This is a genomic window from Mycobacterium sp. NGS29, from assembly GCF_059812965.1.
Map to the genome: position 1 here is coordinate 1 of NZ_JCALDR010000009.1, position 12,501 is coordinate 12,501.

The 12,501-nt window shown below is 66.7% G+C and carries 13 protein-coding genes; 9 read left to right on the top strand and 4 right to left on the bottom strand.

What is annotated here, in order from left to right; all coding sequences use genetic code 11:
* Positions 1-1,488, bottom strand: a 1,488-nt coding sequence (locus AC5Y5Z_RS14050; RefSeq protein WP_499925673.1) for an acyl-CoA carboxylase subunit beta, incomplete at its 3' end; no start/stop codon positions are given.
* 113 nt (positions 1,489-1,601) lie between these two features.
* Here AC5Y5Z_RS14050 and AC5Y5Z_RS14055 point away from each other — a divergent pair.
* Genes AC5Y5Z_RS14055 through AC5Y5Z_RS14075 form a run of 5 tightly spaced genes read left to right on the top strand, consistent with a single transcriptional unit; the run spans position 1,602 to position 5,681 of the window.
* Positions 1,602-2,621, top strand: a complete 1,020-nt coding sequence (locus tag AC5Y5Z_RS14055; protein ID WP_499925675.1) for an LLM class F420-dependent oxidoreductase — start codon at positions 1,602-1,604, stop codon at positions 2,619-2,621.
* An 11-nt stretch (positions 2,622-2,632) separates the two neighbouring features.
* On the top strand, positions 2,633-3,853 hold the full coding sequence (locus AC5Y5Z_RS14060) for a cytochrome P450 (RefSeq protein WP_499925907.1): 1,221 nt from the start codon (positions 2,633-2,635) through the stop codon (positions 3,851-3,853).
* Positions 3,854-3,912: 59 nt separating this feature from the next.
* Entirely contained in the window at positions 3,913-4,740 is an 828-nt protein-coding gene (locus AC5Y5Z_RS14065) for an SDR family NAD(P)-dependent oxidoreductase (protein WP_499925677.1), read from the top strand.
* 3 nt (positions 4,741-4,743) lie between these two features.
* Positions 4,744-4,887, top strand: coding sequence for a VOC family protein (locus AC5Y5Z_RS14070; protein WP_499925679.1), 144 nt, complete (start codon positions 4,744-4,746; stop codon positions 4,885-4,887).
* Positions 4,884-5,681, top strand: coding sequence for an SDR family NAD(P)-dependent oxidoreductase (locus AC5Y5Z_RS14075; RefSeq protein WP_463826532.1), 798 nt, complete (start codon positions 4,884-4,886; stop codon positions 5,679-5,681). The genes AC5Y5Z_RS14070 and AC5Y5Z_RS14075 overlap by 4 nt, the downstream gene beginning before the upstream one ends.
* A gap of 84 nt (positions 5,682-5,765) precedes the next feature.
* Here AC5Y5Z_RS14075 and AC5Y5Z_RS14080 read toward each other — a convergent pair whose 3' ends face one another.
* Positions 5,766-6,923 carry a Zn-dependent alcohol dehydrogenase gene (locus AC5Y5Z_RS14080; protein WP_499925681.1) on the bottom strand — a complete coding sequence of 386 codons (1,158 nt, stop codon included), beginning with the start codon at positions 6,921-6,923 and terminating at the stop codon, positions 5,766-5,768.
* On the bottom strand, positions 6,920-8,149 hold the full coding sequence (locus AC5Y5Z_RS14085; RefSeq protein ID WP_499925683.1) for a cytochrome P450: 1,230 nt from the start codon (positions 8,147-8,149) through the stop codon (positions 6,920-6,922). The genes AC5Y5Z_RS14080 and AC5Y5Z_RS14085 overlap by 4 nt, the downstream gene beginning before the upstream one ends.
* 117 nt (positions 8,150-8,266) lie before the next feature.
* Here AC5Y5Z_RS14085 and AC5Y5Z_RS14090 point away from each other — a divergent pair, with 117 nt between their 5' ends.
* The 4 genes from AC5Y5Z_RS14090 (at position 8,267) to AC5Y5Z_RS14105 (ending at position 11,914) form a co-directional block, all read left to right on the top strand.
* Positions 8,267-8,626 (top strand): Rieske (2Fe-2S) protein, encoded by a 360-nt coding sequence (locus AC5Y5Z_RS14090; protein ID WP_499925685.1) that lies wholly within the window; start codon positions 8,267-8,269, stop codon positions 8,624-8,626.
* Positions 8,623-9,690: an amidohydrolase family protein gene (locus AC5Y5Z_RS14095; protein WP_499925687.1), complete on the top strand. Its 1,068-nt coding sequence runs from the start codon at positions 8,623-8,625 to the stop codon at positions 9,688-9,690. Before AC5Y5Z_RS14090 ends, AC5Y5Z_RS14095 begins: the two co-directional genes overlap by 4 nt.
* Complete coding sequence (locus tag AC5Y5Z_RS14100; protein ID WP_463826527.1) at positions 9,687-10,874, top strand: amidohydrolase family protein; 1,188 nt, start codon at positions 9,687-9,689, stop codon at positions 10,872-10,874. Before AC5Y5Z_RS14095 ends, AC5Y5Z_RS14100 begins: the two co-directional genes overlap by 4 nt.
* Before the next feature lie 80 nt (positions 10,875-10,954).
* Positions 10,955-11,914 (top strand): alpha/beta hydrolase, encoded by a 960-nt coding sequence (locus AC5Y5Z_RS14105; RefSeq protein WP_463826526.1) that lies wholly within the window; start codon positions 10,955-10,957, stop codon positions 11,912-11,914.
* Positions 11,915-11,929: 15 nt separating this feature from the next.
* On the opposite strand, the gene AC5Y5Z_RS14110 is transcribed toward AC5Y5Z_RS14105, so the two are convergent.
* Positions 11,930-12,499, bottom strand: a complete 570-nt coding sequence (locus tag AC5Y5Z_RS14110) for a hypothetical protein (protein ID WP_499925909.1) — start codon at positions 12,497-12,499, stop codon at positions 11,930-11,932.
* Positions 12,500-12,501 lie beyond the last annotated feature (2 nt).

The window sequence follows — 12,501 nt, forward strand, 5'->3', positions numbered from 1 at the left end:
GATGACGGTGCGCGTTACCGGCTCGGCGACCGCCTGCCGGCTGGACAGGCCGCGCCTTAGGGCATCCAGCAGCGCGTCGCGCGTCTCCCGCGGATCGATCAGCTCGTCGAAGCCCATGTTCTCCGCCGACCGGTAGGAGGCCTGCAATTCGGCCTTGCGCAGCTTGGCGGACAGATCCTCGGCAGCGTGCGAGGCGCGGGTGAGCGCGGCCGCGCTCATGGCGCCCATCGTCGCACCCGGATAGGCGAAAGTGGCTGTCTGCTGGTCGAATCCGAGCAGCGACATCACCATCGAACCGAAGCCGTACGCCTTGCGCAACGTCAGGTGCAACTTGATCGTCGTCGCCGCGGTCTGGGCGGCGAACATCCGCGCACCGCTGCGCAGCACGCCCTGGCTCTCCGAGCGACTACCGGGCAGCATGCCCGGGTTGTCGGCCAGGAAGATGATCGGCAGGTGGAACGAATCAGCCACCAGGATGAAGTGCGCCGCCTTGTCCGCGGCCGCGGCGTCGATGGAACCGGCCAGCACCTGCGGCTGGTTGGCGACGACGGCGACCGGTTGGCCGCCGAGATGGGCCAGCGCGCAGATGATCGCCTTGCCGAACGTCGGTTGAACCTCGAACCAATCGGGCCGGTCGAACACGACGTCGAGCACTGCGCGCATGTCGTAGACGCGGCGGTTGTCGCGGCTGACGATGCTGAGCAACTCCGGTGTCGGTCGCGGTTCACAGGTCTCGTCCGGTTCCAGCGCCGGCGGGTACGACCACGCGCTGGGCGGGAAATACGACAGATAACGCCGGATGTCGTCGAGCACGGACTCGTCGTCCTCGGCGACGTTGTGGATCACCCCGCTGGGCAGCGCGACAGCCGGGCCGCCCAGGTCCTCCTTCGAAATGTCTTCGCCGGTGGACTCTTTGACCACCGGCGGTCCGGCGGTGAAGATGGTGCCGTGTCGGCTCATGATCCGGAAATCGCACACCGGGGCCACCAGAGCGCCGTGTCCCGCCGACGGCCCCAGCACCGCTGCCACCGTCGGGACCCGGCCCGAGCACTGCGTCTGCGCGAGCAGGTCGGTGGGGCTGCGGCCGTAGTGGCCACCGGTCGGCCGGAAGCCGGCGCCGTCCAGCAACATCACCATCGGGACCTTGTTGCGCACCGCCAGTTCGGCGATCCGGTGCCGCTTGGAGTTGCCGCCGGGGCCGATGCTGCCCGCCAGCGTGGTGAAGTCCTCAGCGCCCACCATCACCGGTCGACCGTCGATCAGACCCGATCCGGTGACGATCGCGTCGGCCGCGGTGTCGCCGCCGACCAAAGTACCCAGTTCGCGGAAGGTACCCGGGTCCAGCAGATAGTCGATGCGGGCGCGGGCGTCCAATTTGCCTTTGCCGCGGTGCTTGTCGAGGCGCTCCGGGCCCCCCATGGCCCACGCGTGGCGGCGACGCCGGTCGAGGTCGACGAGGGTCTCTTCCCAATCCTCGGGCTTACCCATCCTGGTCCTCACTCGCCGGGCCGAACCTGTTGAACTGCTCACTGTAGCGGGTCGGTGCCGGCGCGCATCGAACACGTTGACCCTACCGAATCGCTTACTGTAGCTTTTCCATCATGTCGCGTGGGGGCCTCAAGATCGACGGAGGTATCCCGAACAGGCTCGACGACGCGGTCGAGGCCGCCACCGCACTGGAACAACACGGGTTTGCCGGCGGCTGGACGGCCGAGACCAGCCACGACCCGTTCCTGCCGCTGCTGCTGGCCGCCGAGCACACCACGCGTCTGGAACTCGGCACCAACATCGCCGTCGCGTTCGCGCGCAGTCCGATGACCGTGGCCAACCTGGGCTGGGATCTGCAGGCGTACTCGCAGGGCCGGTTCATCCTCGGGCTGGGCACCCAGATCCAGGCCCATATCGAGAAGCGGTTCAGCATGCCTTGGAGCCACCCGGCCCGCCGGATGCGCGAATTCGTCGCGGCGCTGCGAGCCATCTGGTCGGCGTGGAAGGACGGCGAACGGCTGCGGTTCGAAGGCGAGTTCTATACGCACAAGATCATGACCCCGATGTTCACCCCGGAACCCATGCCGCACCCGGCCCCGAAGGTGTTCCTGGCCGCCGTCGGGGAGGCGATGACGGAGATGTGCGGTGAGGTTGCCGACGGCCACCTCGGTCACCCGATGGTCTCCGGGCGCTACCTCACCGAGGTGACGATGCCGACGCTACTGCGCGGTCTGCAACGCGCCGGGCGGGACCGCGCCGACTTCGAAGTCGCGGCCGAAGTGATGGTGGCGACCGGCACCGACGAGGCCGAGCTGGCGACCGCAATCGCGGCTGCGCGCAAGCAGATTGCGTTCTACGGGTCCACACCCGCCTACCGCCGGGTGCTGGACCTGCACGGCTGGGGTGACCTGCACACCGAACTGCACCGGATGTCCAAAGCAGGCGAGTGGGACGCGATGGCCGCACTCGTCGACGATGAAATTCTGAGCACCCTGGCGGTGGTCGCACCGGTCGGCGAAATCGGTGCCGCACTGCGAAGCCGTTGCGAGGGCATCGCCGACCGGGTGTGGCCGATCTTCTACGCCGCTTCCCAAGACTGTATTGCCGCCGCCTGGAAGGAGATTCGCCCGTGAACGCTACGGTCATGGATGAGGCCGCCAAGCTGCTGGCCGATCCGCAAACCTACACCGACGAGCGCCGCCTGCACGCCGCACTGACCCACCTGCGTGCCAGTGCTCCGGTGTCCTGGGTCGAGGTGGAGCACTATCGGCCGTTCTGGGCGATCACCAAACACGCCGACATCATGGACATCGAGCGCGACAACACGCTGTTCACCAACTGGCCGCGCCCGGTCCTGACCACTGCCCAGGGCGACGATCAGCAGGCCGCCATCGGGGTCAAGACGCTGATCCATCTCGACGACCCGCAACACCGCGACGTCCGCGCGATCGGAGCCAACTGGTTTCGCCCGAAAGCCATGCGGGCGTTGAAGGTTCGTGTCGACGAGCTGGCCAAGATCTATGTCGACAAGATGCTGGAAGTGGGGCCGGAATGCGACTTCGTCCAAGAGGTCGCCGTCAACTACCCGCTCTACGTGATCATGTCGCTGCTCGGCATACCCGAGGCCGACTTCCCCCGCATGCTCAAGCTCACCCAGGAGCTGTTCGGCAGCGACGACACCGAGTTCAAACGTGGCACCACCGTCGAAGACCAACTACCCGCGCTGTTGGACATCTTCGGTTACTTCAACGACGTGACCGCTGCGCGCCGCGAGCACCCGACCGAGGACCTGGCATCGGCCATCGCCAATGCCCGGCTCAACGGCGAACCGCTGTCCGACATCGAGACGGTGTCCTACTACCTGATCGTCGCGACCGCCGGGCACGACACCACCAGCGCCACCATCTCCGGCGGGTTGCAGGCGCTGGCCGAGAATCCCGACCAGTTGCAGCGGCTGCGCGACGACCTCTCGCTGATGCCGCAGGCCACCGAGGAGATGATCCGTTGGGTCACCCCGGTCAAGCAGTTCATGCGCACCGCTGCCCGGGACACCGAGGTACGGGGAGTTCCGATCGCCGCGGGCGAGTCGGTGCTGCTGTCGTACGTTTCGGGCAACCGCGACGAAGAGGTTTTCGACGATCCGTTCCGCTTCGACGTCGGTCGGGAGCCGAACAAGCATGTCGCGTTCGGCTACGGGGTGCACTTCTGCATGGGCGCCGCACTGGCCCGCATGGAGGTCAACAGTTTCTTCACCGAGTTGCTGCCCAGGCTCGAATCGATTGAACTGACCGGTGATCCGCAGTATGTGGCCACCACGTTCGTCGGCGGTCTCAAGCACCTGCCGGTGCGCTACTCGCTGCGGTGAGGCGGCTGTGACCGCTGTGTGGCGCACGTCATAGACTCCCAGCGGGAGGACATCAGCCTATGACCCCGAGAACGATCATCATCACCGGCGCCAGCGACGGTATCGGTGCCGCGGCTGCGCGCGAGTTGCGTCGCGGCGGCGCGAACATCGTGGTGATAGGCCGGTCGCAGACTAAGACCGAGGCCGTGGCCGCAGAACTGGACGCGGATCATTTCGTGGTCGATTTCGCCGACCTGGCGCAGGCGCGCGCGCTGGCGGACAAGATCCGCTCCACCTACCCACGCATCGACGTGTTGCTCAATAACGCCGGCTGCATGGGCACCAAGATCCACCTCACCCCGGATGGTTACGAACACACCTATCAGGTGAACTACCTGTCCCCGTTCCTGCTGACCACCCAACTGATGGACGTGCTCGTCGACTCGCGTGCCACCGTCGTCAACACCACCAGCTCGTCGCATCTGCTGATCGTGCGGGCCGGCGTCGCGGACCTGGAGAACACCGCGCAACGCCGCCCCAGCACCGCCTATGCGCTGTCCAAACTGGCTATCGTGTTGTTCACCAGGGAATTACACCGCCGCTACCACAGCCGCGGGCTGTCTGCCGTAACTGTGCACCCCGGTTACGTCAACTCCAATTTCGGCCCGGCGTCGGGATCAAAGGCGCTGGCGTTCTCCAAACGCTACCTGCCGACCGAGCGGTACACCGCAACATCCGAACAGGGCGCCGAGCAACTGATCTGGCTGGCGTCGAGCACCCCCGGCGTGGATTGGACACCGGGCGAATACTATTCGCGGCACAAGATCGCCCGGGTGAACCGCCTGGCCAGAAACACCCGACTGGCCAACGACCTATGGGAGAGCACCATGACCAGGATCGCGACCTAACGCATGCTCGGTGTTCATCACACTGCGATCTGCACCGCGGATGCGGACCTCGCCAGACGGTTCTGGTACGACGGTCTGGGACTCGCCGAACTGTCCGACTATGCGTTCACCGGCGACTGGCCAGACCTGATCGGACCGGCCCGGTGACCGCTCTGGTTACCGGCGGCGGGTCCGGGATCGGACGCGAAGTGGCGGCGCGGTTGCGCGAGGCCGGAGACGACGTCGTCGTCTGGGATCTCGCCGGCGCACCCGAGGCGCCGGATATCGTCTGCGACATCAGCGATTCCGATGCCGTGGCCGCCGCAATGGAACAAACCGTGCGCGAGCACGGCGTGCCGACCCGGGTGGTGACCTCGGCCGGAGTCGGGTCGTCCGGCCTGCTGCTGGAAATGCCGGTTGCGGAATGGCAGCGGGTATTGTCGGTCAACCTCACCGGCACCTGGTACACCATCCGCGCCGCCGCCCAAGCCATGATCGACGCCGAATTGCACGGTTCGATCGTCGTGGTCTCGAGCATCAGCGGCACCCTGGCCGACCGGGACATGGGCGCCTATTGCGTCTCCAAGGCGGGCCTGGACATGCTGGTGAAGGTCGCGGCGGTGGAGTGGGGGGTCCACGGCATCCGCATCAACGCCGTCGGGCCCGGGGTCACCCGGACCCCGATGCTGCCCGATGCCGAAAAGTGGCCTGCCTGGGTCGAGGGCATGTCCAAACGCACCGCCCTGCGGCGCCTGGGTGAACCCGCCGACGTGGCCGAGGCCATTCTCGGGACACTCGAAATGTCCTGGGTGACCGGGCAAGTCATCCACGCCGACGGTGGTCTCTCGTTGCACAGCCCGATCGACGCCTACGGGCAGGTGGAAAAGCTGATGCGGCTCAAGAAACTCAAGGAGCTGCACGAGGCCAAGCAGAAGGCCAAAGCCGCTGACCGCTCAGAGTGAACCACACGACGCTGCACCGGTGTGTCCTGTCACAAAACGCACAGTCGGCGGCGGAGGGGCGGCGGCAGAGGCGGCCCGGCGCGGTCAGGCGATCGCGTAATCGATGATGCCGCGCACGATCTCGCCGTTCAGCAGATCGGCGTAGGCCTGGTTGATGTCGTCAAGACGGTAGCGGCGGGTGATCATCTCGTCGAGCTGGAGCTGTCCGGTCTGGTAGAGCCGGGCCAGCCGGGCGATGTCGGCCTTGGCGTTGCACGAGCCGAAGATGGTGCCCGCCAACGTCTTGTTCATCAGGATGAATTCCTGCAGGTTGATGTTGACCGACTGCTGCAATTGCGAGGTCATCCCGGTCAGCACGCACGTCCCGCCCTTACGGGTGAGCGCCACGGCATCGCGGACATCGTCGGCGGAGATCAACGACGGGCAGACCACCACCGCGTCCGCCATCACCCCATAGGTCAAGTCGCGCACCAGGTCCAGGGCTTCGGCTATCGAGGCGACGCTGTGCGTGGCGCCGAACCGCAACGCCGACTTCTGTTTGAACTCCACCGGGTCGACGGCAACGATGTGCGCGGCGCCGTTGATCCGGGCACCCTGGATCGCTCCGGTGCCGATGCCGCCCGCGCCGATCACCACCACCACATCGCCGCCGCGCACACCGGCCCGGTTGGCGGCCGACCCGTAACCGGTCGGAATGGCGCAGGACAACAGCGCACTCGGCACCAGCGGCAGGTGTGACTCCAGCTTGATCAGCGAATTCACCGACACCACAGTGTGTTCGGCGAACGCGCCGACCTTGGCCAGGTGCCCGAGGGGCCGGCCGTCGGCGGTGTGGTGGCGGAACGTCCCGTCGGTCGGCATGCCCGGTGTCAGGGTGCCGATGCCCTTGTCGCACAGGTATTCCATGCCGGTGGCGCACCAGCGGCACTGCCCGCACACCGCCACGAACGTCAGCACCACATGATCGCCGACATCGTATTCGGTTACCCCGGGCCCGATTTCACGCACCACGCCGGAACCTTCGTGGCCGCCGATCATCGGGAACATGGTGGGCAGGCCCAGTGCCTTCAACACCTCGTTGGGTGCGGACATGTCGCCCTTGAGGATGTGGTCGTCGGAGTGGCACAACCCGGCGGCGGCCAACTGGACCAGCACCTCGCCGGCACGGGGCGCGTCGAGTTCGAACTCCTCGACCGACCAGGGTCCGCCGACATCGTGCAGGATCGCGGCCCGGCTTCTCATGCGGCCGGGCTGAACGTCACGGGCAGCTTGTTGGGGGAGCGGAAGGTGAGCCCGACGATCTTGGACTCCACCCCGGTTCCGTCGTCGTCGACGAACCTCAAGTCCTGCACGCGGTCGAACAGGCTGTTCAGGACCACCCTCGTCTCCAGCCGGGCCAGGTGCATGCCCAGACACATGTGGATTCCGCCGGCAAAGGCGATGTGGGCTTGCCGGGGGCGGGTGATGTCGAAGATGTTCGGGTTGCTCCACCGGGTTTCGTCGCGGTTGGCCGAACCCATGCACGTGTCGATCTGCGCGCCGGCCGGGATCAGCTTGCCGCCGATCTCGACCTCCCGCGTGGTGGTCCGCATGACCGCGGTGAGTGGGGTCTCATACCGCAGTCCTTCTTCCATCGCCATCGGAATCAGGGACCGGTCCCGGTAGACCATCTCCAGCTGCTCGGGATGAGTCAGCAGCAGGTACAGCAGGTTGCCCGACGAGCGGTACGTGGTTTCCAAACCGGCCGGCAACAACAGGCGCAGGAACGCGATGATCGCCTCGTCGGTCAGCCTCTCGCCGTCGATCTCGGCGGCCACCAGGTCGCCGATGATGTCGTTGGTGGGTTTGCGCCGCCGCTGCTCGACCTGGTTGAGGAAGTAGCCGTGCAACTCGGCCGCAGCGGTCAGGCCCGCCATGATGTCGGTCGGGATCGAGATCAGATCGAGGGACAACCGGCGGAACATGTCGAGATCCTCGGGCGGCAGCCCGAGCAGCGAGGAGATGATGCGGGTGGGGAATTCGAAGGTCAGGGCCTTGACCAGGTCCGCTTCGCCGTTGTCTTTGATTTCGTCCACCAGCTGATCGCAGACCGGCCCGATCACCGAGGGTTCCCACCGTTCCAGGGCCGTGGACCGGAATGCCTTGGCCACCAAGTTGCGGTGGTCGTGATGTTCCTTGCCCCCCATCGCCAGGATGGTGTGGCCCATCACCAAACCGATGGTGTCGTCGTATCTGGCCGAGGTGAAGGTCTGGTCGTCGCGGAAGGCGCGGAACACGTCGTCGTACTTGAACAACACCCATTCGTCGCTGGGCCGCAGTTCCTCCGGCATCTGCTCGGGGTCGCCCAGACAGCCGTGCCAGACGGGGTCGGTGCGCCGCATGTATTCGAAGAACGGATACGGACTGGTTTCGCCGGTGAGGTCGAGGGCCACGGGGGCGCCGTCCTGATGGTCGGTGCTGAGCGTCATTGAGAGTCCTCTCTGCGCAACCGAGTGAGCCCGGATGGCGGGCCAGACAGCGGAATGTCGCTATCATAGTATAAATAGCAATCTAGCTGACAGCGGGCGAAGGGCGGTGGTGCCGCGGTGCCGCAACGCCATCTGGTGTGCTCCGTCGAGGAGTTGCCACCCGGCCAGATGAAGCTGGTGAACGTCGGGAAGTTCGGTGTGGGCGTGTACAACGTGCACGGCACGGTGTACGCCATCGTCAACTACTGCTCGCATGAAGGTGCGCCGCTGTGCCTGGGCCCGGTGGGCGGAACCAACGAACCCGCCCCCGACGAGCCCGGCGGGCTGCGTCGGGTGCGCGACGGGGAGATCGTCCGATGTCCTTGGCATAACTGGGAATTCGACATCACCACCGGGCGCAACATTGCCGATCCGAGTCGCCGGATCCGCACCTACCGGGTCGACGTCACCGAGGGGCAGGTGTATCTGACCGCATGAACCAGACCTTCCTGCCGTTCGTGGACGCCAACGTGCAACCGCACTTCCGGTACAACGCCGAACTGCGGCGTTATCTGCCGGACGCCCACAAGCTGCGGTCGATACCCGACGTGGAACAGCAGTGGTATCAGGCGCCCGGTGGCGACTACCGCGCCGACCTCTACGGCGAGCACTACCCGGGCTCGGATCCCGACACCGTCAGCCGGCACCTGTTCGACGAGGGCGGCGCGAGTTACGCGATCCTGAACCCGCTGACCCGCGGAAATATCGCGGACTACCTGCTCAACAGTCGCATCTGCGCCGCAGTCAACGACTGGCTGATCGACCGGTGGCTGGAACCGGACGGCGCTGACCGGTTCCGCGGCACCATCCGGGTGAACCCGGAGGACCCCCGCGGCGCGGTCGCCGAGATCGAGCGCCTGGCCGGTCACCCCAAGCTGGTCCAGGTCGGCGTGCCCATGCAGTCGCGCGAGCCGTTCGGCAAACCGATGTTCGAGCCGATCTGGGAAGCCGCGGCGGCGCACGGGTTACCGGTGGCGGTGCACGTCAACGGCGGCAACGGTGTCGACCATCCGCCCACCTTCGCCGGGCACGCGCACACCTACCCGGGCTATGCGGCGTTCATGCCGCTGAACTACTTCGTGCATCTGGCCGCGCTGATCGTCGAAGGCGTATTCGGCCGGCATCCGGGGCTGAAGTTCGTGTTCGCCGACGGCGGATACGACATCCTGACCCCGCTGATGTGGCGGCTGGACACGTTCTGGCTGTCGATGCGCGACCAGACCCCGTGGGTGGACCGCTACCCGAGCGAATACCTGCCCGACCATGTCCGGTTCTGCTCCTCGGCGTTGGACGGGCCCGTCGATGTCGCCGACGCCGCGCGCTGGATGGATTTCTCCGGCAAGGCCGACCTGGTGATGTACGGCTCCGGATACCCGCACTGGTCGACGACCGCCCCCGCGGCGACGGCCGACGGTCTGGACACCGAGCAACAACGAAAAGTTCTGTGGCGCAACGCCAGTGAGCTATACGGGCTGACCGTGAGTGAAGGAAGCACACCATGACCGTTGTCGAACGCACAGCTGCTTGTCCCGATCGGCAGCAGGAGGCTGGGCAACGGCAGATCGCGGTCACCGTCGTCGATACCGACGTGCACCCGTTGCCGGTGTCCACCGACGTGCTCAAGTCGTACGCGCCGGCCGAATGGGTGGACAAGATCTGGCCGACCGGCAACGCCGTCAGCCCGGTCTCGCACTTCTACGACACCCCGGACTCGTACAAGACGTTTTCGCTGCGGATGGACGCCGCACCGCCCACCGGGGGTGTGGCCGGCAGCGATCCGGACTTCGCCGCTCAACAGCTCCTGGTCGACGCCGGGGTGAGCATCGCCTCGCTGGAGCCGATGTGTGACGCGCAGTTGCCGCAGGCCGAACACGTGCTGAAGTCGACCTACAACGACTGGCTGGCCGACGTCTGGCTGGACAAGGGCAACGCCCACGGCCGGTGGCGCGGGTCGATCAGCGTCAGCGCGCAGACACCCGAGCAGGCCGCCCGGGAGGTCGAGCGGTGGGCGGGTCACCCGTACCTGTCGCAGGTGTTGATGACGCCGCAGACCCGCGGAATCCCGTTCGGCAGCCCGCATTTCGACCCGCTGTACGCGGCGGCGGCACGCGCCGGGCTGCCGGTGGCCACGCACCTGATGGGGCAGACGCCGTTCGAGCTGATCCCGTTGTACCCGGTCGGAAACCCCGCCCACTGGCACGACTTCTTTGCGTCCTGGCCGCTGCTGTATGTGTCGCACCTGATGAGCCTGGTGTTCGACGGCGCGTTCGACCGTCACCCCGACCTGCGGGTGGTGTTCATCGAAGGTGGTTTCACCTGGGCGATGCCGGTGATGTCACGCATGGACCGCATCTGGGCGGCCCGCCGCGGCGATCTGCCGCAGGTGCGCCGACCCCCGTCGGACTATGTGCGCGAGCACGTCCGGTTCACCACCCAGCCGCTGGAAGACGCCGACACCGTCCAGTTTCGCGAATACCTGGAGTTGATGGACCTCGGTGACAACCTGATGTTCTCGACGGATTATCCGCACTGGAGCTACGACTCGCCGATGTATGCGATCAACCGATTTCCGCGTGCGCAGCGCGAGCGCATCATGCGTGGAAACGCAACCGCGCTCTACGGTCTGCCCGCGACCGTCGCGGCGCTGCCCGGCGAGCGGGTGGCTGACGGTGCTGCCCTCGATTGATGCCCTGACCGGGCAGGTCTACCTTGAAGAGGGTTTCCGGCCCGACGGGCCGGAACATCGATTTCGGGAGATATGAGGGCATGACGCAAACGAATGTCACACGGCCGCAGGGTCTTAGCCGGATCGACCCGGCGCTGCGCGAGGCCGCGGAACGGGTGGGTGTCGTCGAGTTCAGTGCCGACAGTCTGTCGGCCGAGCGGGAACAAGCCCACCGGGCGGCCGCCGAGCGGGCGGCCGCGGTCGACACCGCCGGGGTCGACGTCGAAACGCGGACGATTGCCGGTCCGGACGGCGGGCAGCTGGACATCCGCCTCTACCGGGGCGGCGGCACCTCGGCGTTGCCGCTGGTGATCTACGCCCACGGCGGCGGTTTCGTGACGGGCAATCTAGACACCGACCACGCGCACTGCGTGGAGTTGGCCCGCGATTCCGACACCCTGGTCGTGTCGGTCGACTACCGGCTGGCACCGGAACATCCCGCCCCCGCGGCGCTGCAGGACGCCGAGGCGGCGCTGCGCTACGTGGTCGAGCACGCTGCCGAGCTGAACGCCGACGCCACCCGGATCGCGGTGATGGGCCGTGACGCCGGTGCCGCGCTGGTGGCCGGGCTGGCCCAGCGCATGTTCGACGAGGAGGGACCCAAGATTCTGGTGCAGATCCTGCATCAGCCGATGCTGGACTCCGACACCACTCCGTCGCGCCGGGAATTCCAGCGCACGCCCGGCCTCAACGGTCAGGCGGTGAGCCGCGCCTGGGGCCACTACCTCGGCCACGCCACCGCCAACGGTCAGCACGTCCCTGCGCACCGGGCGAATCTGGAAGGGCTGCCGCCGACCTTCGTCAGCTGCGCCGACATCGATCCCTGCCGGGACGAAGCGATCGACTACGCGAACCGGCTGCTGCACGCCTACGTCCCCACCGGGCTGCACGTGATCGCGGCCACGTTCAACGGCTTCGACTCGGTGGCCCCGGATTGGGTTGTCTCCCAGGAGAACCGGGCCCTGCACGCTCAGTCGTTGCGGCGCGCGTTCGCGGTGTGACGACGCGCGCCCGGGTTAGACGGGCGTGAACTTGGTGATCAGCCACTTCCCGTCGATGAGGGCCAGCGTCACCAGTACGCTGCGGGCCGCCACCGATGGCTCGGGGTTGTCCTTGGTCGTAGTGCTCTGATCGACGAAGAGCAGCACGACTGCCGAGGTGGGGCGCAACTCCTGGACCGCCGCGCGCATCACGCGGGCGGTGGTTTTCAGCGCCTTCTGCTTGGACGCCGGCGCCACGAACTGCTGAGTGAACTGGTCGTAGTAGGACAGGAAATCGCCGGACAGGTGGGACCTGGCGCCGGCGAAGTCCTTATCCAGGCTCTCCGGCGAGTACGACAGCACCGCCACCGTTCCCTCCGACGCCGAGTTGATCACCGTGCGCGCCACGCTCTGGCTGGTCAGCTGATCCGGCCGATACTGCTGGAAGTACATCCACGTGGCCAGCCCACCGGAAATCAGCAGCAGCAGCACGAGAATCACCGGGATCGGCTTGACCGTGATCTGCCGGCGCCAGAAGTCGCGCCGCCAGGTGCGCCGGGGCGTGGCTTCCCCGTCGGGAGCCGCGGTGGTTTCGGGCTCGTCGATGT